General features: G+C 48.9%; 22 protein-coding genes and 3 tRNA genes. 18 read left to right on the top strand and 7 right to left on the bottom strand.

Going from position 1 to position 26,404, the window contains the following annotated elements:
• Positions 1-12 precede the first annotated feature (12 nt).
• Together EBS36_04100 and EBS36_04095 are read right to left on the bottom strand one after the other, a co-directional pair.
• Entirely contained in the window at positions 13-2,070 is a 2,058-nt protein-coding gene (locus EBS36_04100) for a glycosyltransferase (GenBank protein ID NBU32335.1), read from the bottom strand.
• A gap of 41 nt (positions 2,071-2,111) precedes the next feature.
• Entirely contained in the window at positions 2,112-3,194 is a 1,083-nt protein-coding gene (locus EBS36_04095) for a UDP-N-acetylglucosamine 2-epimerase (non-hydrolyzing) (GenBank protein NBU32334.1), read from the bottom strand.
• A 126-nt stretch (positions 3,195-3,320) separates the two neighbouring features.
• Between EBS36_04095 and EBS36_04090 the strand changes: the two genes are divergently transcribed.
• The 6 genes from EBS36_04090 to purL all read left to right on the top strand — a co-directional run bounded on the left by EBS36_04090 (position 3,321) and on the right by purL (position 11,787).
• Positions 3,321-5,036, top strand: coding sequence for a glycosyltransferase (locus tag EBS36_04090; GenBank protein NBU32333.1), 1,716 nt, complete (start codon positions 3,321-3,323; stop codon positions 5,034-5,036).
• 36 nt (positions 5,037-5,072) lie between these two features.
• The gene (locus EBS36_04085; protein ID NBU32332.1) at positions 5,073-6,359 is read left to right on the top strand and encodes a nucleotide sugar dehydrogenase; all 1,287 of its coding nucleotides are present in this window, start codon (positions 5,073-5,075) and stop codon (positions 6,357-6,359) included.
• A 26-nt stretch (positions 6,360-6,385) separates the two neighbouring features.
• Positions 6,386-8,479 (top strand): acyltransferase, encoded by a 2,094-nt coding sequence (locus tag EBS36_04080; GenBank protein ID NBU32331.1) that lies wholly within the window; start codon positions 6,386-6,388, stop codon positions 8,477-8,479.
• A gap of 79 nt (positions 8,480-8,558) precedes the next feature.
• Positions 8,559-8,804 carry a phosphoribosylformylglycinamidine synthase subunit PurS gene (purS, locus tag EBS36_04075; GenBank protein ID NBU32330.1) on the top strand — a complete coding sequence of 82 codons (246 nt, stop codon included), beginning with the start codon at positions 8,559-8,561 and terminating at the stop codon, positions 8,802-8,804.
• On the top strand, positions 8,801-9,493 hold the full coding sequence (gene purQ / locus EBS36_04070) for a phosphoribosylformylglycinamidine synthase subunit PurQ (protein NBU32329.1): 693 nt from the start codon (positions 8,801-8,803) through the stop codon (positions 9,491-9,493). Before purS ends, purQ begins: the two co-directional genes overlap by 4 nt.
• Positions 9,490-11,787 carry a phosphoribosylformylglycinamidine synthase subunit PurL gene (gene purL, locus EBS36_04065; GenBank protein ID NBU32328.1) on the top strand — a complete coding sequence of 766 codons (2,298 nt, stop codon included), beginning with the start codon at positions 9,490-9,492 and terminating at the stop codon, positions 11,785-11,787. Before purQ ends, purL begins: the two co-directional genes overlap by 4 nt.
• A 9-nt stretch (positions 11,788-11,796) precedes the next feature.
• Here purL and EBS36_04060 read toward each other — a convergent pair whose 3' ends face one another.
• On the bottom strand, positions 11,797-12,129 hold the full coding sequence (locus EBS36_04060) for a hypothetical protein (GenBank protein NBU32327.1): 333 nt from the start codon (positions 12,127-12,129) through the stop codon (positions 11,797-11,799).
• Between the two features lie 74 nt (positions 12,130-12,203).
• Between EBS36_04060 and EBS36_04055 the strand changes: the two genes are divergently transcribed.
• Positions 12,204-13,721: an amidophosphoribosyltransferase gene (locus tag EBS36_04055; GenBank protein NBU32326.1), complete on the top strand. Its 1,518-nt coding sequence runs from the start codon at positions 12,204-12,206 to the stop codon at positions 13,719-13,721.
• On the top strand, positions 13,718-14,812 hold the full coding sequence (locus EBS36_04050; protein ID NBU32325.1) for a phosphoribosylformylglycinamidine cyclo-ligase: 1,095 nt from the start codon (positions 13,718-13,720) through the stop codon (positions 14,810-14,812). Before EBS36_04055 ends, EBS36_04050 begins: the two co-directional genes overlap by 4 nt.
• Here EBS36_04050 and EBS36_04045 read toward each other — a convergent pair.
• Positions 14,809-15,060, bottom strand: a complete 252-nt coding sequence (locus tag EBS36_04045) for a DUF3073 domain-containing protein (GenBank protein ID NBU32324.1) — start codon at positions 15,058-15,060, stop codon at positions 14,809-14,811. The two genes, EBS36_04050 and EBS36_04045, sit on opposite strands and share 4 nt — an antisense overlap.
• Positions 15,061-15,267: 207 nt before the next feature.
• Between EBS36_04045 and EBS36_04040 the strand changes: the two genes are divergently transcribed.
• The 3 genes from EBS36_04040 to EBS36_04030 all read left to right on the top strand — a co-directional run bounded on the left by EBS36_04040 (position 15,268) and on the right by EBS36_04030 (position 15,582).
• A tRNA-Glu gene (locus EBS36_04040) sits at positions 15,268-15,340 on the top strand.
• A gap of 67 nt (positions 15,341-15,407) precedes the next feature.
• Positions 15,408-15,481, top strand: a tRNA-Asp gene (locus tag EBS36_04035).
• Between the two features lie 27 nt (positions 15,482-15,508).
• Positions 15,509-15,582, top strand: a tRNA-Phe gene (locus tag EBS36_04030).
• Between the two features lie 153 nt (positions 15,583-15,735).
• On the opposite strand, the gene EBS36_04025 is transcribed toward EBS36_04030, so the two are convergent.
• Positions 15,736-16,311: a class E sortase gene (locus tag EBS36_04025; GenBank protein NBU32323.1), complete on the bottom strand. Its 576-nt coding sequence runs from the start codon at positions 16,309-16,311 to the stop codon at positions 15,736-15,738.
• An 18-nt stretch (positions 16,312-16,329) separates the two neighbouring features.
• Positions 16,330-19,194, bottom strand: coding sequence for a hypothetical protein (locus EBS36_04020; GenBank protein NBU32322.1), 2,865 nt, complete (start codon positions 19,192-19,194; stop codon positions 16,330-16,332).
• Between the two features lie 192 nt (positions 19,195-19,386).
• Between EBS36_04020 and EBS36_04015 the strand changes: the two genes are divergently transcribed.
• Positions 19,387-19,647 (top strand): WhiB family transcriptional regulator, encoded by a 261-nt coding sequence (locus tag EBS36_04015; GenBank protein NBU32321.1) that lies wholly within the window; start codon positions 19,387-19,389, stop codon positions 19,645-19,647.
• 3 nt (positions 19,648-19,650) lie between these two features.
• Here the strand turns inward: EBS36_04015 and EBS36_04010 are convergent, their stop codons facing one another.
• Positions 19,651-20,082: a hypothetical protein gene (locus tag EBS36_04010; GenBank protein NBU32320.1), complete on the bottom strand. Its 432-nt coding sequence runs from the start codon at positions 20,080-20,082 to the stop codon at positions 19,651-19,653.
• Positions 20,083-20,114: 32 nt separating this feature from the next.
• Here EBS36_04010 and EBS36_04005 point away from each other — a divergent pair, with 32 nt between their 5' ends.
• From EBS36_04005 to EBS36_03980, 6 genes are all read left to right on the top strand, one after another.
• Entirely contained in the window at positions 20,115-20,471 is a 357-nt protein-coding gene (locus tag EBS36_04005) for a DUF3499 domain-containing protein (GenBank protein ID NBU32319.1), read from the top strand.
• Between the two features lie 77 nt (positions 20,472-20,548).
• The gene (locus EBS36_04000) at positions 20,549-21,943 is read left to right on the top strand and encodes a phosphomannomutase/phosphoglucomutase (GenBank protein NBU32318.1); all 1,395 of its coding nucleotides are present in this window, start codon (positions 20,549-20,551) and stop codon (positions 21,941-21,943) included.
• Position 21,944: 1 nt separating this feature from the next.
• Positions 21,945-23,078, top strand: a complete 1,134-nt coding sequence (locus EBS36_03995) for an SIS domain-containing protein (GenBank protein NBU32317.1) — start codon at positions 21,945-21,947, stop codon at positions 23,076-23,078.
• 119 nt (positions 23,079-23,197) lie between these two features.
• On the top strand, positions 23,198-24,643 hold the full coding sequence (locus tag EBS36_03990; GenBank protein ID NBU32316.1) for an adenosylhomocysteinase: 1,446 nt from the start codon (positions 23,198-23,200) through the stop codon (positions 24,641-24,643).
• Positions 24,644-24,702: 59 nt separating this feature from the next.
• Positions 24,703-25,446, top strand: coding sequence for a CPBP family intramembrane metalloprotease (locus tag EBS36_03985; GenBank protein ID NBU32315.1), 744 nt, complete (start codon positions 24,703-24,705; stop codon positions 25,444-25,446).
• A gap of 55 nt (positions 25,447-25,501) precedes the next feature.
• On the top strand, positions 25,502-26,404 hold a 903-nt coding region (locus tag EBS36_03980; GenBank protein NBU32314.1), incomplete at its 3' end, for a 5-(carboxyamino)imidazole ribonucleotide synthase.

Raw genomic sequence — 26,404 nt, 5'->3', positions numbered from 1 at the left:
GCCTACCGCAGGTCATTTTGTGTGCTGTGACAATAATGATTCGTAGGTGTCATGTACGATTTGTGCGTTTCGAGCCCAAGTTCGCTGCTCATGCACCCAGTTGCGCGAAGTTTTTCCAAACTCACGAATCTGTGCTGGATCATCTAGTAACTCGGCTAAGACTCTTGCCAGATCCGCTGCTGAATTTTTTTCAAAAACGCGACCCGTGACTCCGTCTTGCACAATTTCAGTCAGCGCATCAACACTGGAAACAACACAAACCTTTTCCATAGCCATTGCTTCAAAGGGTTTTAGCGGTGAGACCATCTCACAAACGGGAAGAGCCAATCTGGGGAAGGGGGCGATATCGATTAACGAGTAATAACGTTCAACATCTGCATGCGGTACTCTGCCAGTGAAAGTGACAAGTTTCTGAATTCCTAGGTCAGTGACCTGCTTTACCAAGTTCTCATATTCAGCCCCGCCACCAACTATCAATACATGGAAGTCGTCGCGGTTAGCGCCTAGCTGCTTTGCTGCCAGCATAAGCAAATTCAAGCCTTCGTAATCAAGTAATGAGCCGACATACCCAATGACTGTTTTACTGGCAAGGCCCAATGAAGCCTCGAGTTCCAGGTCGCGTTGCCGAGGTAAGAATCGATCCACATCAACACAGTTAGGCAGGATGGTTATTTTCTCGCTATTAACACCACGACGAATTAATTCGGCTTTGAGTGCGTTGGTTAGTGCAAAAACATGTGATGCATCGTTACAGGCTTGTGTTTCCAGCGCAACACTCAATCGGTGTCGAAGCGTAAACTCGTACCCGGGTTCTCGCGAGCGTGCAGTAACTTCCCAGAGTCCGCGCACTTCGTAAACTGAAGGAACATTTACTTGCTTGGCTAAGTGGTTTCCGACAATGCCATTCCAGTTACTTGAGGCTGCGTGGATAACTTGCGGTTTAAGTTCACCAACAAGTTTTGCGGCTCGTGCAGCGTAGGCATTCAAGAAATTTGATACGCCAGATAGAGCACCGAGTTTTTTTCCAAGCCGGTGGTAGGTAACGCCATCTATTACGGAAATCTCTGGAATTTCCTCAGCCCTGGTGTTGGTATGACGATCAAATGGATAGCCAAGTCTGGTTACGCCAGCTACTGACCAACCTTGTGAATTAGTGGATTTGATTATGGCATGAGATCTAGTTGCGTAACCCTGTGAATCCCATGGTAGCGAGTTATGCAGTAGATAAATCGCCGATTTTGCTACTGGTTGATATTTACTTAGGCCGGAAGGGGCCAACTGCAATCCATACTTAACTAGCGGCAAGTTAGAGGTGCTTGGGTAGCCTTCATCAATCACCAAAACACTCTTGAATGATTTGGATTTAAGCATGTTTTTGCGAGCGTGACGCAAAGTGTCTGAGTCGCTACTGAGATGAAGCCAAGATAACCAAAGTCGCAATTCATGCTGAAGTTCCTCACGCGGCTCGGATTCGTGTCCAGATATCCAGTTTTCGGGTAGGCCAAAACGGATGGCGGCTATCGATTGCGCTAGATCTTCACTGAGCTGCAGGTTTGCCTGCCGACTTAGCGCAGCAAAATCGTTTACCTCGGAGTTGCTACTAGTTTCGCTCGGCTTACTCAGTTGCTCGGCTGCCAACCATTGCCCTTGTAAATAAATGCTGGGAACATTTTCTTTAAGAAGCTTAAGTTGATTTTGAAAACCAGTAGCTAGTTTCTCGTCAACGATTAGGACCCCATTTGCAGCTGCATGCCAAACCATGCGAACTACCATCTCCAATTGTGCGAGCTTGAGTGGCTTTTGCTCATTGAGTCGAGTTGAGATGGCCTCGTGAAATTTGCTGTACTGCCCCTTCCAGAAAAGGTTGAATACTTCAAATTCCCAACCTTTGCGCTTAGGTGCACTTAATCCAGCGAGCATTCGGTATTTGCGATGTAACCAGCCTTTGGCCCTGGTAGGTAAAAGTTTGCTTTGGCTTAACCCAGCAGACTGACCGAGTTCTAAAACGGAAATAACCTTTTCCCGAGCACTGCCAATGAGTTTTGCTCCTAGACCAGCGCGATCAGACATGCAAATTTCCTCAAGTTAGTTCAGCTTAATTAATTGAAAGTCTACTTGCTGGCTAAAAAGTTCTTGATGCCCTGAGCAATTCGCTCACCAGCATGCCCATCCCAAAGTGGTGGAGTCACGGTGAAAGTGCGGGGGGTTTGCGCCTGCTTGCGCACATGTGCCACCACATTCTCAGTAGTAACGAGCAAGTTCGAGCCACTGGTAATAGTTATTGGTCTTTCCGTATTCGGGCGGAGTGTGTAGCAGGGCACTTTTAGGATGCTGGTTTCCTCCTGCACACCACCTGAATCCGTAACAACACCGGCGCTGTAGCGCATGAGCGAAACGAAGTCCAAATAGCCAAGTGGGTCGATAATGTGCACATCAGGGTGCTGGTCCAGTCCAAGTTCCAAGAGACTTGCTCGTCCACGAGGGTGCAAGGGCAAGTAAATCGGATGGATGTCAGCTAACTCGTGTAAGACCTTGATGATGCGCAATGAAGCATCTCGGTCGTCAACGTTTGATGGACGATGTAACGTGGCGACCAAATATTTCTCAGGCAACTGAAGTTCAGTTAGTCGACTGCCCTTTGCAGTCTTGTCCAAGTTCTTTAGCAAAGTGTCAATCATTGGGTTGCCAACAAACTCAATACGGTCGTCGCTCACGCCTTCGCGCGCTAAGTGGCCGATGGCCTCTGGACTCGTTACGTATAGTCGCTCAGATAATTGATCGGTGACTATGCGATTCACTTCTTCTGGCATCTGCATATCAAAACTGCGAAGTCCGGCTTCTACGTGCGCAAGCGGAATGTGCAATTTGCTAGCAACTAAGGCAGCTGCCACCGTTGAGTTGATGTCTCCATAGACCACAACAAGCTGTGGGGGATTTTCGATAAATTCTTGTTCAAGCAAAACCATAGTTTGTGCTGTTTGGGCAGCGTGGCTGCCAGAGCCAACGCCAAGATTTATGTCGGGATGTGGCAAATCTAGTTCCTCAAAGAAAATCCCAGACATTTTGTCGTCATAATGCTGACCAGTGTGAACCAGTCGCTGGCTTACCCCTAACTTTGCTAAAGCTGCAATTACTGGAGCCGCTTTTGGGAAATTGGGTCGTGCACCGGTGACATGAGTTACTGCATGTGGCATGTGAGTTGGTGCCCTTCGTTAAGTGAGTCGGCTAGTATTTAAAAGTCTAGAGCCTGCAACTAGGAATCCCGTTTAGGTGTCCAGCAAGGACTGGATAAAGTCAGAATCCAAGCAAACAGATTGGTGATGCCCGTGGAAGACTTTGATTCACCGGCAATCGTTTTGCGGGCCGATGAAACTATTCCCGAAGGTAGATTCGCCGAACAGATTCTGCTTTTCCGTCGAAAAAAACGCGCACTTTTGAAACACCTTCCTTGGACCAGAACGCATCGAAATGAAAGAGCGCGGCTTAATCGGTTTATTCTGCGCAACGATATTGCAACTGTCGATCCTGAGAGTGGGAAAACTGCATCAGTTATCGCGCAGGGCTTACTTGAGAATTTTCCTATTGATTCATCAGTTAAAGACATTGAATTCATGCTGGTTCGCCTTTGGCGATTGGGCGATGTAAAACTTGCAGTAAAACTTTTTACTGCATTGAGTCCAAAGAGGCAAAATGGAATTAAGCGGAATAACCACATTCGCCGACTCACTGAAGCAAATGAAGTTTTGCAATCGGGAATTACTTTCTTAGATCGGCCGGATCACAAAAATTACGAACCTATTCCTGGACGAGTCGCATACATTTTGCACAACTCTCTACCTTTTCAAAGCGGTGGCTATGCAACTCGCAGTCACGGTGTAATGTCCGGAATCGCTAGCCACGGCTACGAAGTTTTTGGCATTACTAGACCTGGCTTTCCCCACGATCTGGGCATTCTTCCCGAAGAAGGCGTTGCAGTACCAGCACCCTTGCAAATTGAGTCTGTGCATTACCATCGATTGCCCGAAGTGAGCGTCCCGAGACACACCTATCTGAGTTATGCACGTGAATGGGCTGACCTGTTAGAGCAATGGTGTTTGGAATTTAGACCAGAAATAATCCATGCAGCAAGTTTTGGTCTTAATGGAATTGTTGCCACCGAAGTTGCGCGCCGCCTAAATATTAGAGCGGTATTTGAAGTTCGTGGCTTACATGAACTTCGCGATGAATCATTTACTCAGTACCGACTTGGCAGCGATCAAGACGCATTAGTTCGAGGAATCGAAACTCAGGCAGTAGTGCAGGCGGATTGGGTGTTTGGCATCACTGGCGCATTGATAGAGCGGTCCGTTAAGCGAGGCGCACAGGCAAGTAGAACTTCCCTGTTACCTAATGGCGTGAACGTTGAAAACTTCTCTCAGATGCCTCGCGATGTTGAGCTCACGGAAAAATTAGGTCTGAGCGACAAAACCATAATTGGATATGTGGGCTCGGTACTTGATTACGAGGGGCTAGATCTTCTGGTGGATGCCGCCGAGGAATTGCAGAAAACTCGGACGGATTTTCAGGTTGTAATCGTCGGATCAGGCCCACATACCCCTGAGCTGGAGAAGCACATTGCAAATTCTCCAGCGCGTGAACTAATTACCCTGGTTGGTCGCGTGGCACACAGTGAGGTCAATTCCTATTACTCAATCATGGATATTTGTCCGCTACCTCGTTTGCCACTGCCTATTTGTGAAGAGGTTTCGCCACTAAAACCGTTCGAAGCTATGGCGATGGGTCGTTGTCTAGTTATGTCTAGCGTTTCCGCAATGGCAGAGATTATTGGCACCGAGGACATCGGAGTCATCTTTGAGAAGGGAAATGTTGGCGACTTGGCGCGAGTGCTTGCTGAATTGATTGACAGTCCAGATACCCGTGACCGACTAGGTCGCAATGCCCGAGCTTGGGTAGTGGAAAATCGAAACTGGCCAGCCATCACCGCTGAGGTTGCTCGGGTCTATCGGGAGTTTGGTGTCCTTGCCTGCCCTGCCTAACTGCAGTTCTATCTAACCCCTACTATTCTTGAGGTTATGTCGGAAAAAGTTGATGTAGTAGTTGTTGGTCTTGGTTATGTAGGGCTTCCGCTGGCTCAGGCGGCGAGTGAGGCAGGACTATCCGTTAAAGGGCTTGATTTAAATCAGGCAGTTCTGGATGGCCTTAATGCTGGTCACTCTCATGTAGATGATTTAAGTGATGCAGATGTGCAGAAAATGCTTGATCGCGGTTTCTTGGCCACAAGCGATGCTTCAGTTGTGGCAAATGCAGATGCAATTGTGGTTTGTGTGCCAACGCCACTTTCTGAAGAAGGCGGCCCAGACCTCGGTGCAGTTATTGGCGCTACAAAGGCCGTGGCTGCCCATCTATCCGCTGGGTCACTCTTTATTTTGGAATCAACTACCTACCCCGGAACTACAGAAGAAGTAGTTCTCCCGTTACTTGAAGCTCATGGACTTAAACTTGGCGACTTTGATTTGGCATTTAGTCCAGAGCGGATAGATCCTGGAAATCCTGTTTATGGAATGACCAATACACCAAAAGTTGTTGGCGGCGTTAATGAGGTTGGCACCAAGCGTGCGGCAGAATTTTATTCACGGTTTGTTGAACAAGTTGTTCCAGCTAAAGGTGCTAAAGAAGCCGAAATGGCCAAGTTACTAGAGAACACATACCGACATGTAAACATTGCGTTGATGAATGAATTAGTTGAGTTCAGCAATCTGTTAAACATCGATTTGTGGGATGCAATTTCATGTGCCTCAACTAAGCCATTTGGTTACCAGGCTTTTTATCCCGGTCCCGGTGTTGGCGGACATTGCATACCTATTGATCCAAATTATTTATCTCACCATGTTAAAACTGTGCTTGGTCGACCATTCCGATTTGTTGAACTTGCTCAAGAAATCAACGCTGGAATGCCTGTGTACGTCCGGCGAAGGGTGCAAGATGCCCTTAATGAAGATGGCAAAGCAGTTAAAGGGTCACGGGTACTCCTACTCGGCGTCACTTACAAGCCAGACATTGCAGACCAGCGCGAAAGTCCGGTTCGTCCGATAGCCCGAGAACTGATGAGCCTGGGTGCCGATGTGGTTTATCACGATCCGTATGTGAGTTCTTGGAATATTGATTCTGAACACGGTGAGCATGAGCACGATCGGATTCTGACTGGAGTTTCCGACTTAAAAGCCGAATTGCCAAAAGCTGACATAGTCGTACTTCTGCAACCACACAAGAGTTACAACTTGGGCGAAATACAGGCCGGCGCAAAAGTTATTCTGGATACTCGCGGCAAACTTTCAGGCGCAAACGTCATCCGCCTTTAAGTTCTAGCTCAAGTTAGGAGCCGTAGGTGATTCGCAAGGACATTCAAGCCTTACGCGCCTACGCAGTTGGCATCGTTGTCATTTATCACGCTGGCTTCTCGATTTTTGGTCACCATCTGGTTCGCTCTGGATTCATAGGTGTTGATATTTTCTTTGTGATTTCCGGCTACCTGATTATTGGAATGATGGTTTCCGAATATGTGAAAACAGGTAGCCTGCATCTACTTAATTTCGTAGCACGACGAGCCCGGCGGCTCATCCCAGCTGCTGCTTTAGTTTTGATATTCACCTTGGTTGCAAGTTGGCTATTCATCCCGGGACTTGAAGGACAGCGGGCTGCCCTAGATATCCGGGCAGCTTCGTTTTATTTCGCAAATTTGCGATTTGCGGCAATAGCCATGGACTATTGGGCACCTCAGTCGGTCAGCCCAGTCATTCATTTCTGGTCATTAGGCGTCGAAGAACAGTTCTACCTAATGTTCCCCGCGCTGATGGCACTGTTGATAATCCTTCGGCGTAATTTGAAACTTTGGACTCTCGTTTTGGTACTTGCCATTATTTCTGTCGGTTCATATTTACTAATGCAAAGTCACATGTCAGTTGGAAATCAATTCGGATTTTATAGTCCATTAAGTCGGGCTTGGGAATTTGCTCTAGGTGGAATAGTGGCAATTCTGGGCCGTGATTTTCAGCCGCGGAAAATGCAATTTGTACGAATAGCGCGCTTGGTGGCCGTACTTGGCCTGCTTTATTCGGCAGTTGCATTTAGTTCAAAGGTGCTTTGGCCTAGCCCACACACCCTTATTCCAGTGCTCTCAACGATGCTGTTGCTCTGGGTAGGCGGATCTGAAGTTGCGGCGGCGAATCAAGGACCCAAACTGTTTGAATTGGATTTTGTGCAAAGAATAGGAACTTGGTCATACTCGATTTACTTATGGCACTGGCCACTCTTGTTCTTTGCGACTCGCCTCTTGCAGCCAGGGGCGAAAAGTCCTGAAGATCTTAAATTAATTTTTGCGGTACCAGCGGTAGTTCTATCCGTAGTGTTTGCAGCTGCCACATACCGTTGGATTGAAAATCCATTGCGCAATGCTCCGAGTTTAAAAGCCAGCGCGAAGAAGTCGCTAGCTGTTGGATTAGGCCTCTCAGTCCTTGTAGCTGGGTTAGCAACGGTTGCTTATGCAAACCCATCAAGTCGACTGAACTCCCAGCCAATTGCGGACCTAAGTAATGCAAAAAGTGCCACAATCAACAACCCGGATTGGGTTAACACAATTATTTCTGCGCACACGCCAAAATTAACTTCCACTGACGGAATAGTGCTAACACCGGGCGAAATAAAATCTGCTAGATCAGATTTTCCCCGAACTTACTCAAATGGCTGCCACACAAGCTCGCCAGATCCTGCATTACCCAAGGGTTGCGTTTTCGGTAGTTCAAAGAGTGGGCGACTTGTTGGCCTGTTTGGAAACTCACACGCCAATCAATACTTTGAAGGCGTGCTTGCAGCCGCAACAGAAAGTGATGCCAAAGTCCTCTCACTAACTCGAAGTGGCTGTAGCGTTGCAGATGTTGATTTCGTTCTTGGCACTAAGTCCTGGGAAGTCTGTAATGCTTGGCGCAAGAACGCCGTAACCGCGATTATCAAAGCTAGACCAACGGTTTTGTTTGTGGCATCAACTCTGAAGACATCAGTAATTGATCCTAAGACTGGAGCAGTTGCGGTCACTCCGGCAAGAGGAAAAGAATTGTATCTCGCTGGATTTAGAAGAATGGTTGCTAACTTTGCTAAAGCTGGGATAAAGGTTGTGGTTATCCGAGATAATCCATTCTTTGACTCAAATGCTCTTGACTGCTTGTCGGCTCGTACTGCTAATGCCTGCACTCAACCACTTGTTCCATTTTTAACGCCAGCGCAGTTTAGTTCTGGCGGAGTTTCAGGAATTTCTAATGTCGTTGGTGTTGATTTAACGCGCACCTACTGCACGAACAAAGTTTGTCCAGCGGTGCGTGACGGGCACATTGTGTGGCGGGATTCGCACCACTTAACGAGCACCTATGCCAACTTACTTACCCCGATTTTCTCAGGAATTATCAAGCACGAAATTGTGCTCAATTAACGATTGCACGACCTTGCCTCGCCGCCATTTTGTGCAGAAGTTAGACTTAAATTATTAGTTTGCTTTGAAGTGGGGAATCATGGCCATAGTCACCGTCAATGTCTCATTAAAGCCCGAAATTTTAGACCCACAGGGCCGTGCCGTGCTTGGTGCACTTGGTCGATTAGGGCTATCTGGTGTTGCTGATGTCCGTCAAGGAAAGCAATTTGTTCTGACAATCGATGGTGAAATCACTGAAGATAAATTGGTTCAAATAAATGAAATTGCCCAAACTTTATTGAGTAATCCAGTCATTGAAGATTTCACTGTGCAGGTTGAGAAATGACCGCAAGGGTAGGCGTTGTAACCTTCCCCGGTTCACTAGATGACCGAGATGCTATTCGTGCAGTAACCATTGCCGGTGCGCAAGCAGTTTCGCTCTGGCATGGCGATCCGAATCTGCACGGTGTTGACGCCGTTGTATTGCCGGGTGGGTTTTCGTATGGAGACTATTTACGGTGTGGCGCAATTGCGCGATTTGCTCCAGTCATGGGAAAAATTATTGATGGGGCGAAGTCAGGTATGCCAGTTCTTGGCATTTGTAACGGATTTCAAATCTTATGCGAATCACACCTATTACCAGGTGCGTTAACGCGCAATGACCATCTTCACTTCATCTGCCGCGATCAAAAATTGAGAATTGAAAATAATGTTTCAACGTGGACTCTTGATTATTCACTTGGGCAAGAAATAGTTGTTCCCCTGAAGAACGGTGAAGGCTCATTCGTTGCCGATGACTACACACTCGATAGTCTCGAATCTAATGGTCAGATTATTGCTCGCTATGTCGATGTGAATCCAAATGGTAGTCGCCGAGACATTGCTGGAATTTCCAATTCTGCTGGAAATGTAGTGGGACTTATGCCACACCCAGAGCATGCGGTAGAAGAATTAACCGGACCGACAACCGATGGACTTGGCTTCTTCACCTCTGTTTTGACGAGTTTGCTTGCTGGCAAGGTGGTGTCAGCATGAGTGTAGACACAGTCTCAGCAGCTAGAGCGACACCCAATCAAGAGCAGCCTTTCAAAGAGCTGGGGCTGAAGCCAGACGAGTACGAGCGCATAATTGAAATTTTGAATCGTCGGCCGACTTCATCTGAGCTAGCGATGTACTCGGTTATGTGGTCTGAGCATTGCAGCTACAAATCCAGTAAAGTACATCTGCGCCAGTTTGGCGCGAAGGCTCCGCATAGTGATGCGCTACTTGTTGGCATTGGTGAGAATGCTGGAGTGGTTGATATTGGCCAAGGTTGGGCCGTGACTTTTAAAGTCGAATCGCATAATCATCCTTCTTACATTGAGCCCTACCAGGGGGCCGCTACCGGTATTGGTGGAATCGTGCGAGACATCATTTCAATGGGAGCCAGACCCGTTGCTGTCATGGATCCACTTCGGTTTGGTGATCCGAAAAATCCTGATACCAGGCGAGTGTTAACCGGAGTTGTTGCCGGTATTGGTGGCTACGGAAATTGTTTGGGGTTGCCAAACATTGGCGGCGAAATAGTTTTTGACCCGAGCTATCAAGGTAATCCACTTGTAAACGCCTTATGCGTTGGCACCATGAAACATGAGGACATTCATCTAGCGGCTGCATCAGGCGTTGGAAATGCAGTCATTCTTTATGGCGCGCGCACAGGTGGCGATGGCATTGGTGGTGTGAGCGTTTTAGCATCCGAAACTTTTGATGCGCAGGGCCCAGCAAAACGACCAAGCGTTCAAGTTGGCGATCCATTCATGGAGAAACTGCTTATCGAGTGCACTCTTGAGGTTTTGCATGCTGGCCTAGTTGAAGGTATTCAGGATCTTGGTGGCGCAGGTATTTCGTGTGCAACGAGTGAACTTGCAAGCAATGGCGAAGGCGGAATGCATGTCTGGCTTGATCGCGTTCTACTACGCGACCATACGCTCTCGCCCGAAGAAATCTTGATGAGTGAATCTCAGGAACGTATGTGTGCTGTTGTACTTCCCGAAAAAGTTGATGACTTCATGGAAGTCTGCAAGAAATGGGATGTTGAAGCGGTTGTCATTGGCGAAGTTAATAACACCGGCCGTCTAACTGTTGACTGGCACGGTGAACAAATTGTTGATGTACCACCGCGGTCAGTAGCGCATGATGGCCCAGTTTACGATCGCCCTTACTCCCGCCCAGAGTGGCTGACAGCCCGTCAAGCTGATGAGCCGACAGCGCAGCGCCTGCAGCGTCCAAGCAGTTTCGACCAGGTAAAAGAGACTTTACTCAAAATGGTTGGCGCACCAAATTTAGCCGCCAAGAGTTGGGTTACCTCGCAATACGACCGATATGTTCTTGGTAATACTGTCTTGGCTCAACCAGAAGATAGTGGAATGATTCGAGTCGATGAAGCAACTGGACTCGGAGTTGCCGTCTCAACAGACTGCAATGCCCGTTTTGCTGCCTTGGATCCATATCGTGGCGCTCAGTTAGCGTTCGCCGAGTCGTATCGCAATGTCGCAACTACCGGGGCTGTTCCGTTAGCAGTTACCAACTGCTTAAATTTCGGATCTCCAGAAGATCCCGGTGTGATGTGGCAATTTGAACAGGCAGTCACTGGCCTAGCCGATGCGTGTCTGGAGTTAGGAACGCCGGTTACGGGCGGAAATGTTTCTTTCTACAACCAAACTGCCGAAGTTGCGATTCATCCAACTCCAGTGATTGGAGTTCTCGGTGTGATCGACGATGTTACTCGCAGAACTCCCATCGCTTGGCGCGAAGACGGTGAATTAATTTATTTACTCGGCCAAACATTTGACGAGTTAGCCGGCTCTGAATGGGCGCATGAAATTCATGGTCATCTCGGTGGACTGCCACCAGTTTTGGATCTAGCTAATGAGCGAACACTTGCTGAAATTTTGGTTGCAGGCTCACGCGATGGAATGTTAAGTGCTGCTCACGATGTTAGTGATGGCGGTGCCATTCAAGCACTAATTGAGATGGCGCTTCGTGCAGATATCGGTGCCCGAGTTTGGGTTCCTGACCAACTGGATCCGTTCGTCTTTCTTTGGAGCGAATCCGCGACTCGTGCAGTTGTGGTTGTCCCCAGAAGCGAAGAGATGCGGTTCGTAGCCATGTGTGAAGCGCGCAATTTTCCAGCCACCCGTATTGGGGTGGTTGATTCGCAGATTGGCACTGAATCCGGCCTGAGTGGACAGGGCCTACGAATTGAAAATGTTTATGGTGGCGAGGTTGTGGTGTCGCTAGCCGAGCTACGAGAAATAAGCGAAAAAACACTTCCTGCATTATTCGCCTAGTCAGCAAATTTAAAACAGTGAACTCAAATCGCTACCAATTCCACTAGCTTGGATCCGTCCTTTGCTAACTCCATCAGCCCAAACTAATGAACCCGAAATTAAGCTCAACCATGTTTGTGCTGACATTTCGACTACAGCAGGCGGTGTTCCCCTTCGATGTGTGGTGCCGCCCATAATCTGCACCACACAATAAGGGGGTACCCGAACTTCAACTGCCCGCCCTGGATAGGCACGGGCAAGTAACTCGAGTGATTGGCGCACGGCATCAGCCAAAACCGGCCCGTCAGCGTCCGCAGTTAAGGCTCGAGCAACTAATTGGTTGACTTCATCGGAAAACTCCACAGTGCAATTGTGTCAGTTCATAACTTCGGGCACGCCACAAGATGTGTTTCCAATTTCAGCGATAGACTAAAGCAGTGGCAGGCGATGGCAAACTCGGACACGAATTACTGCCTGGTGAAAAAGGACCCCAAGATGCATGTGGCGTCTTTGGTGTGTGGGCACCAGGTGAAGAAGTAGCCAAACTTACCTTCTTCGGACTCTATGCCTTGCAGCATCGCGGTCAAGAATCAGCTGGAATCGCAGTTAGTGATGGCCACAACACAACAGTCTTTAAAGACATGGGTCTGGTATCTCAAGTTTTCACTGAAGCGGCACTCGAATCGCTGCATGGCTATCTGGCTATTGGCCATACGCGCTACAGCACCACAGGCTCAAGTTGTTGGGATAATGCTCAGCCAACTTTTCGCGCAACTGCAACGGGACATCTGGCACTTTCTCATAATGGCAATCTGACGAATACTCATGAGCTTGCGCAACGCCTTAAGGCAATTCAATCCGACTCAGCCGAACTCTTTGCTGACATGGGTCGTGGCGCATCAAGTGACACAGATATTTTGACTGGACTATTAGCAGCCCACCCCGATAACACTCTGGAAGCGGCGGCATTAGACGAATTGCCCAAAGTTAACGGTGCCTTCAGCCTGGTATTCATGGACGACCAAACTTTATACGGTGCTCGCGATCCGCAGGGAATCCGCCCTTTGGTTCTGGGTCGCCTTGAGCGCGGTTGGGTTTTGGCATCAGAGACGGCAGCCTTAGACATTGTGGGTGCGTCTTTTGTACGCGAAATCGAACCAGGCGAATTAATTGCGATAGATGAGCATGGCTTGCGGTCGTCTCGATTTGCCGAAGCAAAACCAAAAGGCTGCCTGTTCGAATATGTATACCTTGCTCGACCTGACACCAGCATTGCTGGTCAACCAGTGCACGCAGTCCGCGTTGAAGTAGGCCGTCGTCTGGCAGCCAAAGATCCAATTGACGCCGATATTGTCATCCCAGTACCGGAGTCGGGAACACCGGCGGCGGTTGGTTATGCGCAGGGAAGTGGAATTCCATTTGCGCAGGGCTTAGTCAAGAACGCTTATGTTGGACGGACATTTATTCAACCTAGTCAGACTATTCGGCAACTGGGAATTCGACTTAAATTGAATCCGCTTCGTGAAGTGATTGAAGGCAAGCGAATCGTCGTAGTAGATGATTCAATAGTTCGCGGCAACACCCAGCGAGCAATCGTCAAGATGCTACGTGAGGCAGGAGCTGCCGAAGTGCATGTCCGAATTTCGAGTCCACCAGTCCAGTGGCCGTGTTTTTATGGAATTGATTTTGCCAGCAAAGCTGAATTAATCGCTAACGGTTTGACTACCGATGAAATTCGACGATCAATTGGCGCTGACACACTTGCCTATGTGGAACTCGATGAACTAGTCAGTGCCACCGGAATTGCAAAAGATCGTTTGTGTCGAGCCTGTTTCGATGGCGAATATCCAGTTGAACTGCCTCCCGAATCAGTTCTGGGTAAGCATTCACTAGAAAGCCTTGAAATTGTTGATGCGCAATTAAGCGCCATTGAGGAAGCGATTCGCCGCCCGTGACCGAACCATTGTCATATGCCAGTGCTGGTGTTGATGTAGAAGCTGGCGAACGAGCTGTTGATTTGATGCGAGCTGCGATAGCCAGAACTGACCGCCCCGAAGTGGTGGGTAACTTTGGTGGATTCGCCGGCTTATTTGATGTCAGTGCCGTTAAGTCCATGGCTAAACCATTGTTGGCCACATCAACCGACGGCGTTGGCACCAAGATTGATGTAGCAGCGCGCATGAATATTCATGACACAGTGGGTATAGACCTAGTTGCAATGGTGGTTGACGATTTGGTCGTCTGCGGTGCCGAGCCATTGTTTATGACTGATTACATCGCTGTGGGCAAGGTAAATCCTGAGCGGGTGGCTGCCATTGTCACCGGCATTGCAACCGGTTGTGAGTTAGCTGGCTGCGCATTAGTTGGTGGTGAAACAGCGGAACACCCTGGACTACTTGGCCCTGATGAATACGACATCGCTGGTGCTGGCACTGGGGTAGTTGATGCTGAAAATCTCTTAGGTGCTCACAAAGTCCAAGTTGGCGATGCAGCAATCGCAATCGAAGCGAGTGGACTTCACTCTAATGGCTTTTCATTAGCTCGACATATCGCTTTCAATCTTGCACATTTAGATGTACACAATCACATATCAGAATTTGGCCGCACCCTAGGTGAAGAGCTACTTGAACCAACACGCATCTACACAAAAGATCTCTTAGCGCTCATAAAGTCAGTGGAGGTACATTCGATCAGTCACATCACTGGTGGCGGTATTTCGGCAAACGTTGCCCGCGTTATGCCACAAAATTTAGCGTTGGAAATTGATCGCAGCACCTGGATGCCGCTGCCAGTTTTCAATTTCCTACAAATGCGTGGAAATCTAGCACAACTTGAAGCTGAGAAAACTTTCAACATGGGAATAGGCATGCTGGCCTTCGTTGCAGTCGCAGACGCGGATAAATCAATCGCGCTATTAGCGCAAAGAGGTTTGGTGGCTTGGCAAGTTGGTTCAGTCCGCGAGCGCACCGCAGAAGATATTTCAGATTCGCTTGCTAAAGGCACAGCTGGTGGGGTCGTTAACTTAGTCGGAAATTACCGAATCTAGTCGTCTTGCGAAGAACTTTCAGATGATTCAGGGGATTCTTCTGACTCATCTTCGTCTTCGTAATACTTGGCGTAAGGATCGTCTACCAATTCTTCCGAGCCAGAGTACGAGTCATCATCTCCACTTGGCACGAGCGCAGATCCGCCCGAAAGTTCAGCCTGCAATGCACTCAGGTCGGTATTTGGCGTGTTGTACTTTAAATCGCGAGCAACTTTTGTTTGCTTAGCTTTGGCTCGGCCGCGCCCCATGGCTCAGCCCCCTTAATCACCGTGAGAACTAACTATTTACTGCAACCTAGGCATAACCTGCTTTTGGCCACTTCATAATTCTAACCGACCCCGAGACAGGGCGGTAATTGTGGGGCAAACAATAGGGGAACGGGCACCCCGCTTTTGCTCAAATACCGTTAGTTACCGTATGCTTTCAGTTCGTGCCTGTCACAAACTGGCACCCTAGCCCCCATCGTCTAGTGGCCTAGGACGCCGCCCTTTCACGGCGGTAACACGGGTTCGAATCCCGTTGGGGGTACGCAAGACCGATAAGTCTTATGACTTAGCGAGCCGCAAGACATCTGCCACAATAGGTAGATGCTTATGGCCCCGTAGCGCAGTTGGTTAGCGCGTCGCCCTGTCACGGCGAAGGTCGCGGGTTCGAGTCCCGTCGGGGTCGCTTGGTATCACTTCGGTGATACCGGTAGGCCAGGTAGCTCAGTTGGTACGAGCGTCCGACTGAAAATCGGAAGGTCGACGGTTCGATCCCGTCCCTGGCCACATTTTAGAACCGTCTAGCCTTTTAGGGGACGGGATCGAACCAATCAGTACTGCTCGTTACGCAAAGCGTTTACGCTTTGCGTAATCCCGTCCCTGGCCACATTTGTGCTACGTCCCTGGCCACATTTGTGCTACGTCCCTGGCCACAGTGATTTAGTCTCGAATTAGTTGTCCGGTTACCACAATGCGCTTGGCAAAAGTATCCAATGGAGTGCAGGTAATTAAAACAATTCGCGAGTCATCTTTCGGTCCGTTTAACACACTGGTATCGGTTGGATCGACGGTGATGTTCGAAATAATTCGATAGTTAAATTTCTTGGATCCTGATTCAACAACTATTCGGTCACCAATCTCAACTCTGTCAAGGTGCCGAAACGGCCCACCAGCACCAACTCGATGAGCTGCTAAGGCGAAGACTCCATTTTCACCAGGACCTGACCAAGAATAGGCTCCTGCCACTCCAGTGTTCAAAGTTACCTCGTCGACGCCTCGAGCAATTGGCAAGGTTAGGACCTCAGCTGCAGGAATTGTCAGCAGACCAATCACCTTTCCTATTGGCGATTCAGACGAGGTAGGTGCAATTTGCGGCGCAGGAAAAGTCGGCAGAGCAGAGACCTGTTTGTCATTTACCAACGATGAGTTGCTGCTTTTTTGGATGCCAGAAATTAGCAGGTAGCCAAAAAGCAAGCTCGCCAGAATCACTACAACTTCAATCAGCCGCCGGTTCATTATGAAACTGAGTCAGGCCTAATTTTGAAATGGGGAAGTGATTGCGCTCCACAAGGTAGCCCAAAGCGACATTGGGTGTTTGGACCCACCAGTATTTGGCAATTCGCCACCTCGCGAATATGCAATTTCTGGGTCATAAGATTCGCTTGGGTCAGGAGTTGGCTCTGGATCAGGGTCAAGAGTGAAAGTATTAGTCGCCACGCAAGTCATATTTAGCGCCGTAGACGTAAATTGACCTGAATCATCTATAACTACATCATTGCCAGCGGTGTCAGTGCAGGTCCAAGTTGGACTTCCGCCGGTAGTGACATTCCATTGACCATCGGTGGAGATCGGAACATCGGATTCACCCAAAGTGATAACGGTACCTTCTGGAATTGTGGTCAAGGTAATCGCTTCAGTCGCGCTGTTCACCTCATTTGTTGTGACCACTCCTTCAGAAATTTCGCCATTTAACTCGGCAGTTAGAGTGAAAGTACCAACCTCGCCAAGGCTGATTTTTGAAACCGTGATGTCTGCCAGATTTGTTAGCTTCCAGACATAGGTGCAAGTTATTTCAGTTGTACCGACCGAGGTAGGGTCGAGTTCAAGCGACACATTTGATTCGGAAATGGAATGTGATGCACCACCAGTGCAATCTAACGAGTCAAGTTCCCAAGTCGAAGTGTCGGTATTAGTTGGTGCAGCACCAGTGATTTCATAGGTGCCAAATGCAAGACCAGATTGCTGACTAGTTTGAGCTCCGCCGTCACCCCAAACAATGTTGGTAAGCGTGTCTGAACGCTCACTTCGAGTTAAGCCGTTTATCGTCACAAAGCTAGCATCGGCTGATATCGAGCCACTACCACCAATGATTTTATTAACTATGTTTATCTTGGCATCAGGCGAAAAGTTATTCACCACAATACAACTAGTGTCACTGCCGGAAAGTGTGATTGAAGCGCCAGTAAGTACATCTCCCGTGCTAGTAACTTCAGCGCCAGTGCTGTCAACGCAAGTGATACTCGGAGTGTCCCACGTTCCACCTGGAGTACTTGGCCGTGATGTCTCGGTGATGGTGTAGGTACCTGGTGCCAGACCAGCCTGTTCCGTGACCAATGCTTCCTCGCCTTGTTCGGAAACTGCGGTGTTGCCGGAATATTTACTTGTGCCGCCTTGGCTTAAGTCAAAGCCGAAAGTGCCCACCGCACCGGTAGCGACTTTGTAGACAGTCAGTTTTGATTTCGGTTTAGATTCATTGGTAAATGTGCAAGTAACAGTATCTGCGATTCCGAGTGTGATTGAGGCAGATCTAGTGACCAAATTGGTGTCAACAGTAGACAAACCATTTGATGAATTACATGCCAAGCCAGTGAGTTCAAATGGCTCTTTGGGTGAGTCTTCGAGAACATTCCAAGTTTCGCCTGCAGCCCGAATGAAGCTCTGCGATCCACCTGCATTTAGGCTAAACGCGCCGCCAGGAGTGAAGCTCAAGTCACCGCTGAAGCCGAATGAAACTCCTGATCCACCTTTTGGAACAACTTTGCGAACAATGATGGTGCCACTCTTTTCAGTGGTGTCTACGTAATAGGCGTAACAAAACATGTGTCGTGAACCACCTGAAGTGCCTAGCCATTCGATGTTGTCAGCGTTGGCATTGTCAATCGCGCACCGCAAGGTACCGAACGCGATGCTGCTGTTGCCATTAAGTGGTGAACCTGGAACGCCACCTTGTACCCACGAAGACCGGTTTGCCAGTCCTGTTATCTGCGCGGGCGTTAAATTAAAAGTGATTGCGCCTGAGATTGTCCGACCGGTGTCATTGCCAAAAGCATCAAGCTCTGGCACAGAGGACACTGTTGTTGCCCACTGGTAAGGACTTCGCACCTTTGATAGCGCACCGAATGTTCCAGAATCTTTGCCATTCGTTCCTTGCGCCATGCCAAAAGTCCAATTGCTAAGTGGAGTACAGGCAGACTGCCCACTTGCTGGATTGTCTTCGACTTCTGGTCGTACCGCACCGGCATACGGCGCACTTGCGTAGAGACTATTTATCCCAACATTCTGCAGCGACTCCATAATGTTGTTTCGCGCCTTATTTGCCATGATGTCAGAGTATGTCGGACATAACCTAGCGGCTAGGGTCACTTTGTAGTTCTGCTCTTCAGGAGTATCTCCGGCAAACCAAAGTTGATATGTTGGAAAGCCAATTAGTTTTTTGAATTGCAAGCGCAAGGTTTTTATTGCTGAATTAGGTCTAACCCAAGCTGAGGCCCCATCCGTGTCACTGCCATTTCCTTTGATTACTCCTGTTGTTAAATCCCAAGTTGGCAAATCGTTCGATACTCCAGCACAAGCAGTAGGTCGGGGCGCTGTGTTGTTGCAGTAATTAAATGGAGTGACATTCCAAGCACCAACATTTACGGGATTTCCGGATGCGTCAGTAGCCGAGATTGTTACCTGATCTGCATCGATATCGCCCAATGAGAAAGACCATCCGCTAGTCGGCGTAGTGTTATTAAAAGTGAATGTTGTAACTGAATCAGCGCCACCAGTTGCAGTGCCCATCGAGATGTAGCCAGAGCCGCGTGAGGTTCCGTATTCAGCACCAGGCAAAGTTCCTGAATTTAGCCAAGCACTGGCACCCGATGAGACAGAAAGACCAGTTGCGGTTGTGGTGAAGTTTGCTGATGGGCTGGTGAAGCCACCGACATTTAGGTTCAAGGTGCCATTTGGTCGGGCAATCGTCCAATTCCCCCAGGTGCCAGTTCCACCCGCGGCTTTTGCTGGAGTACTTGGAACTGCTACAACTAGAACTGAAAGTATTAGGGCAAAAAGCACCCCGCCGACCATCAGACTGCGGATATTTTTACTGGCCAGGTAGTTAATTCTTAGCAAAGTCATTTTCTGAGTTTACCCCCGAAAAATGAGAGCCATTCCTCAGATTTACCCCATTTCCAACAGGTTTTAGTGGTTTTTTACCCTTTTTCCAATTATTTTGCTCATTTCACTTGACGGACCCTAACTACAAGCGTGTAATTTAGGGAATTGCAAGGCGTTTTGGCTGCAAAAGCCCGCCGTAGTTAGGAGAAGCTAGTGAGCGAATTGCTTTGGCTCCCATTAGCAGAATCAGAAGAACTCTCTTGGCAAGAACGAGCCCTTTGTGCTCAGACTGACCCAGAAGCATTCTTCCCCGAAAAAGGTGGATCAACTCGCGACGCAAAGCGCGTATGTTCATCCTGTGAAGTAAAAGCGGAATGTCTGGAATATGCCCTGGCCAATGACGAGAGATTCGGCATCTGGGGTGGCCTATCCGAACGTGAGCGCCGACGGCTAAAACGGGCTCAAGTCGGATAGCGACTATCCGCGCAAGGCTGGCCCCTCATAAGTTGGGTCAATCTGTTGGGGTGGCTTGCCCAATAGCAAGCCGAGTAATTCTGCTAGAACATCTTTAATTATTCGAAATTGACGACTACGACTAGCACTCCTTAATTCAATGGCTCGTTGGTAAAGCACAACTACATTCGGATTTCCACGTTCAATCCGTCCGAGTGGCACGGTGCCCGAACTCAAAACAATCTCGCGGATGCCCGGTACTTGCTCGACCTTTACCGTGATCCGGTTTAAGTCTTCGCCTAAAACCTCATCCAAATCTGAAAGAGCAGCCGAAATCTGAGCCTGGAACTTCTTATCAGGCCCAATTCGTTTTGGTACCGAATGTGGCCAAATTGGACCAACAACTCCTCGACCATGCAGGTCTCGACGAATCCGTCGGCGCGAGTCATTGGCCATAAATACAGCATAGGTGGGCTAAGGTTCCCAATGTGGGAACGAGACGCTGCACAAAACCTTCCTGCACTGCAGTTGCAACTTGGACGTTAACTTACGTCTACAGCGATTCCACTGCAGTGCTCGGTCCACTTGCCACTTTTCGCGAACCGCACTGTTACGACTTATGCGACGAACACAGCATTCGCCTGACTGCCCCTCGCGGTTGGGAAGTAGTTCGCTTAGAACTTGATCCGCAAGCGCTAAAACCTGCACCAGATGATTTAGAGGCGCTGGCCAATGCAGTTCGGGAAATTGGACAGGTAGCACTATCAGATTCAGTTGAAGAAGTCGCCCGCCGTGGACACCTGCGAGTGCTGCGAAACGTTGAAAATCAAGAAGATAATTCGTAACTATTGGGTCTAGTCGACTTTTGACCGCAGTTACCCGCGAGTAAAAATAACTGTCTTCTACCCCTAAACTTGGTTGAGTGAGAGACCTGTCAGCCTTGATTAAGGCATATGATGTCCGCGGTGTTGTGCCAGACCAATGGGGACCAGATTTAGCCCGTGAAGTTGGCATAGCTTTTGTGGAAATTTTAGGCATTCGGGTCAGCGATGGTGGCGCTGGCAAAGTTGTTGTTGGTCACGATATGCGACCAACTGGTCCAGAACTTGTCAATGCATTCATTCAAGGCGTTACCTCTGCTGGTGTCGACGTGATCAACATCGGCCTTTGCTCGACCGATGGACTTTATTTTGCATCTGGTCGATTAGCTCTTCCGGGCGCAATGTTCACAGCTAGTCACAACCCTGCCGAGTACAACGGAATAAAAATGTGCCGAGCTGGCGCAGCACCTGTGGGTCAAGATTCCGGCCTTGCCGACATACGCAAGATGCTCGAAAGCGAATCATTTCCAACCTATTCTGGGCCGACTGGATCCGCTACCGAACAGGACTTGTTGAGTGAATATGCCTCTCACCTTCGCAATCTAGTTCCCTTGGAGAACATCAGACCGCTCTCTGTTGTTATTGATACCGGAAATGGCATGGGTGGGTTCACAGTTCCTGCTGTGCTTGGCGGCCAATTACTTCCTCCACTTCCTCTTCAGATTGATGAAATGTATTTTGCTCTTGATGGGACTTTCCCAAACCATGAGGCGAATCCGATTGATCCAGAAAATCTGCGAGATCTACAGAAGCGGGTTCTTGAATTGGGTGCCGATCTTGGCCTTGCCTTTGATGGCGATGCAGATCGCTGTTTTGTTGTCGACGAAAAGGGAGACATTGTCGACCCCTCAACTTTGACTTCCTTGATTGCCACTCGTGAGTTAGCGAAAAATCCTGGTAGCACAATTATTCACAATTTAATTACCTCGAAAGCTGTTCCAGAAATTGTTCTGGAAAACGGTGGCAAGCCAGTACGTACTAGAGTGGGCCACTCATTCATTAAAGCAACGATGGCTGAGACCGATGCAGTATTCGGCGGCGAACATTCTGGGCATTTTTACTTCCGTGATTTTTGGAAAGCAGATTCTGGAATGTTAGCTGCAATGCATGCGCTGGCAGCCTTAGGCGAGACGCAGCCAGGAACTACGCTGAGTCAGTTACTGGCTCCATTCAGTCGTTATGCCTCAAGCGGCGAAATCAATACAACGGTCTCGGACGCTCAATTGGTAATCTCAAAAATTCGTGAAGTCTTTACAGCTCGAGGCGCTAGTTTTGACACCCTAGATGGACTTACTGTCACAGGAAATAACTGGTGGTTCAATGTCCGCGCTAGCAATACTGAACCCCTTTTGCGATTAAATGTTGAGGGTAATGATTCAGCCACGATGGAATCAATTCGCGATGAAGTCCTAGCCTTAATGAAAGCTGATTATTAACGTGCTTATCGATGAAACAAATTTGAACAGCCAGGATTACTTGGCGAAAGTGGATCAAAGTGCAATGCTCGAATGTGTTGCCAGTTCGGGCGCTCAAGTTCGTCAAGCCCTCGACTTAATCAACCGAGATGCCTTGGCTCAGATATCGCAAGATGGTAAGCCTCGAGGCCTGCTGGTTGCTGGGATGGGAGGCTCTGGCGTTTCGGGCGATGTGCTCAGCGCAGTGGCTGGCGAAGGTACGCCAGTACCAATTTTGATTGAGCGTACCCACGATCTTCCCGGCTGGGTTTCACCAATCGACTTGGTAATAGCAGTCTCCTGTTCGGGCACAACTGAAGAAACTTTGTCAGTGGCGCAACAGGCAAGTCGCCGTGGTGCCCGACTCGTCACAATTGGCGCTAACAACAGTCCGCTAGCAGCAATTAGTGAGCAGACGGCAGGTGCTGTTCATATCGGTATTGATGCGCAAGGGCGAATGCCACGCGCATCGCTGTGGACGATAGCGACCCCGCTTTTACTCGTAGCAAATGCTTTAGAACTCACGAACATTTCCGAAGATGAATTTAATCGCGCAGCTGACTTGATGGATGCACTTAGTGTCTCGTGCGGTCCACAAGTTGAAGTTTTTGAGAACCCAGCAAAATTGCTGGGAGTTGCTTTGGCTGAATCGCTGCCAATGGTGTGGGGAACTGGTGCAATTGGCAGATCAGCTGCTGGCCGATTTATGGCACAACTTGCTGAGAATGCAAAACTGCCAGCCGCTTACGGCGCATTGCCCGAAGTTGGCCACAATCAAATCGTCACTTTTGATGGAGCACTAGCGGGTCAAGCATCGCTCGCGGATATTTTTACTGACCCCCACATTGACGGTAGCCCACGAAACCTCCACTTAGTGCTTCTGCGCGACAGCACGGAGCATGAAGCAATCGCACGGCGCATTGATTTGGTTACAGAAATCACAGCTAAGCGGTCAATCCCCATTACCGAGATTGTTGCCCAAGGCGAACACCGCCTATCTCGCATTGCCTCGCTGATACTGCCAACGGATTGGGCGAGCGTTTATGCCGCAATTGCTATGGGGATAGACCCGTCGCCAATTGAGCCGATCAATGAATTAAAGGCTGGGCTACAGTAACTCAATCACCGGGGTTTAATTGTGCTCCAGCTGATGATTCGTGGCACAATAGGAAAACCGCCTACTAGCGAAGCCTCGTGTTGTTTGCCGGCAATTAATCCACCCACGAGGAGTGTTAAATGACTCTTGCCCCTAACGACTTCAAAGTAGCTGATCTATCGTTAGCCGAGTTTGGCCGAAATGAAATTCGATTGGCTGAAAATGAGATGCCAGGCTTAATGGCAATGCGCGAAGAATTTGGAAAGACTAAGCCGCTAACCGGTGCTCGAATCATGGGGTCTTTGCACATGACGATTCAAACAGCCGTGTTAATTGAGACCTTGGTCGAATTAGGTGCAGATGTTCGCTGGGTTTCTTGCAATATTTTTTCAACACAGGATCATGCCGCTGCCGCAGTAGTAGTTGGGCCAACAGGCAGTGTAGATGCACCAAATGGCGTTCCAGTTTTTGCCTGGAAAGGCGAAACCCTCGAAGAGTACTGGTGGTGCACCGAGCAGGCACTGATTTGGCCGGGACATGAAGGTCCGAACATGATTTTGGACGATGGCGGAGATGCCACATTGCTGGTCCATAAGGGCGCGGAATATGAAGCAGCGAATTTTGTACCAGATCCGGCTACTGCTGAATCGGAAGAGTTCGGCGTGATTCTTTCACTCCTACAGCGCTCGCTAGCAGAGGATAAGACTCGGTGGACAAGAGTAGCTGCAGATATTCAGGGAGTAACCGAAGAGACCACCACTGGTGTTCATCGGCTTTATGAGATGTTTGCTGACGGCAAGTTGAAATTCCCGGCAATCAACGTGAACGATTCCGTTACCAAAAGTAAGTTCGATAACAAATACGGCACGCGACACAGCTTGATAGATGGCATTAATCGCGCAACTGACACATTAATCGGTGGCAAGGTTGCGGTCGTCTGTGGTTACGGAGATGTTGGTAAAGGATCGGCCGAGTCACTTCGCGGACAGGGTGCTCGGGTTATCATCACTGAAATTGATCCAATTTGTGCGCTGCAAGCAGCAATGGACGGCTATCAGGTTCTAACTATTGAAGACGTGCTAGGGACTGCCGACATTTTCATCACTGCAACAGGTAACCGGGATGTAATTACGGTCGAGATGATGAGTCAAATGAAACATCAAGCGATAGTTGGAAACATTGGCCATTTTGACAATGAAATTGATATGGCAGGTCTGGCCAAATTCCCAGGCATTACTCGCAGAAATATTAAGCCGCAGGTAGACGAATGGATCTTCCCAGACGGACACTCAATCATTGTGCTAAGCGAGGGACGACTTCTTAACCTCGGCAACGCTACTGGCCATCCATCTTTTGTCATGAGTAACTCATTCACAAATCAGGTCTTGGCACAAATTGAACTTTTCACTAAAGGTGATGAGTATGAACTCGGTGTCCATGTGTTGCCAAAGCATCTGGATGAGAAAGTAGCTCGGCTACATCTTGATGCACTGGGTGTTCGTTTGACTGAACTAACCAAGCCACAAGCTGATTATTTAGGTGTAGATGTAAATGGCCCATTTAAGTCAGAACAATACCGTTATTAGGATTTAAGATTTCTGATTCATTTCCTCAGGCACAGCAACCAGAAGTCCCACCTGCGGTTGTGGAGGATGGCCTGCTCTTTCCGGGGGCGAGCGACTTGTACCGTGCGCAAGTATTGCGAGGCGTAAAACTCAAGTACCCGAATTGGGGGCTCGGCGACTTTGCTGGAACCTTGGTTGCCGCTGTTGTAGTAAGTGCCTTTGCAAGTGTCATCATGGTTGTTGGTCGAGTAGACCCGAAACATGGTTGGCCACTGATTCTCACACTAACTTTGCCTTGGCTGCCTATGGTTTTATATCCATTCGTTAGCTCCAAATACAAAGGCAATGGACTTCGGGCTGACTTCGGTTTGACACTGTCAAAAGCGAAACTGCGGCTTTCCTTGCTTGCAGGCGCGGTTTGCTTGGGCGTGACTCTACTTGTTGGATTAGTAACGACAAGAATTTTCGGTCCGATAAATTCACTCGCGGGTGAGATCGGTAGTAAAGAACACGGATTGGTCAGAGTGGTCTTTGCCCTACTCGTATTGTTTGGCGCGCCAATTGTTGAAGAAATTGTCTTTCGTGGACTACTGCTAGGCTCCTTGCTTAAACGCGAAATGGCATCGGGCTTTGCCGTTTTGGTTTCGGCGGGAACTTTTGCGCTATTTCATTTTGAGCCAAAACGCTTACTAATTTTGTTTGCTGCAGGTTTAATTTTAGGCGAGTTGCGCCGACGTTCAGGAAGCACCGCTGTCTGTGCAGTAGCGCACATGGTTAACAACGCACCCGGGGCAGTAGCGCTAATGTTTGGCTTCTTGAATTAGCCCAGCCTCAATACAGCAAGGTAGGCTTACCTAAGTGAGTGCTCCTCGAGTTGGCATTGTTGGCGGTGGACAGCTAGCCCGCATGATGCAACCAGCCGCCATAAATTTGGACATAAAACTTAGAGTGCTGTGTTCTAGCCCAACGGAATCTGCGGCTCAGGTAATCCCCGACTCGGTTTTCGGTAGCCATGACGATGTTTCTGCAGTTCTGGAATTTGCGCGGGACTGTGATGTAATCACTTTTGATCACGAACACGTACCGCCAGTTGTCCTGGATGCCTTGGTTGCCAGTGGAGCAAATCTGCAACCGAATCCCCAGGCACTGAAATTTGCCCAGGATAAGTTAATAATGCGGGCGGCCCTGAGCGAAGCTGGAATTTCCTGCCCGCTTTGGGCGCACATCAAAGATGTTGCAGGACTCCAAGACTTTGTGCAGCAAGCAGGCTGGCCAATTATTTTGAAATCCGCAAAGGGCGGTTATGACGGCAAAGGCGTTTGGTTTGTCGAGAATGAAATAGAAGCTCTGTCAGTAATGGCCGACATTCATGCACACAACCAGGAAGTATTAGCTGAACAATGTGTGGACTTTGTCCAAGAACTCGCAGCCCAGGTGGCTCGCAGTCCACATGGGCAAAGCGTGGCGTATCCGATTGTTAAATCTACACAGACGGATGGCATATGTCATGAAGTTATCGCCCCTTGTCCCGAACTAACCGATGCGCGTGCCGTTGCGGCCCAAGAGTTGGCGCTAAAGATTGCAGCGTTACTGGATGTAACTGGGATGCTAGCAGTGGAACTATTTGATACCGGTACTGAATTACTGGTTAACGAACTTGCCATGCGTCCGCACAACTCTGGGCACTGGTCAATGGATGGCGCAGTAACTAGCCAATTTGAAAACCATCTGAGAGCGGTGCTTAATTGGCCTCTGGGCTCGCCTGCGGCAATCGCACCCCAC

This window comes from Actinomycetota bacterium (assembly GCA_009923495.1).
GTDB lineage: Bacteria > Actinomycetota > Actinomycetes > S36-B12 > UBA5976 > UBA5976.
Note: the sequence above shows the minus strand (reverse complement) of the source record. Positions and strands in the feature narration are given on the sequence as shown.

Coding starts and splice junctions, on each gene's coding strand:
- EBS36_04100 (NBU32335.1), bottom strand. CDS start 2,070: ATGTCTGATCGCGCTGGTCTAGGAGCAAAACTCATTGGCAGTGCTCGG.
- EBS36_04095 (NBU32334.1), bottom strand. CDS start 3,194: ATGCCACATGCAGTAACTCATGTCACCGGTGCACGACCCAATTTCCCA.
- EBS36_04090 (NBU32333.1), top strand. CDS start 3,321: ATGCCCGTGGAAGACTTTGATTCACCGGCAATCGTTTTGCGGGCCGAT.
- EBS36_04085 (NBU32332.1), top strand. CDS start 5,073: ATGTCGGAAAAAGTTGATGTAGTAGTTGTTGGTCTTGGTTATGTAGGG.
- purS (NBU32330.1), top strand. CDS start 8,559: ATGGCCATAGTCACCGTCAATGTCTCATTAAAGCCCGAAATTTTAGAC.
- purQ (NBU32329.1), top strand. CDS start 8,801: ATGACCGCAAGGGTAGGCGTTGTAACCTTCCCCGGTTCACTAGATGAC.
- purL (NBU32328.1), top strand. CDS start 9,490: ATGAGTGTAGACACAGTCTCAGCAGCTAGAGCGACACCCAATCAAGAG.
- EBS36_04045 (NBU32324.1), bottom strand. CDS start 15,060: ATGGGGCGCGGCCGAGCCAAAGCTAAGCAAACAAAAGTTGCTCGCGAT.
- EBS36_04025 (NBU32323.1), bottom strand. CDS start 16,311: ATGAACCGGCGGCTGATTGAAGTTGTAGTGATTCTGGCGAGCTTGCTT.
- EBS36_04020 (NBU32322.1), bottom strand. CDS start 19,194: ATGACTTTGCTAAGAATTAACTACCTGGCCAGTAAAAATATCCGCAGT.
- EBS36_04010 (NBU32320.1), bottom strand. CDS start 20,082: ATGGCCAATGACTCGCGCCGACGGATTCGTCGAGACCTGCATGGTCGA.
- EBS36_03990 (NBU32316.1), top strand. CDS start 23,198: ATGACTCTTGCCCCTAACGACTTCAAAGTAGCTGATCTATCGTTAGCC.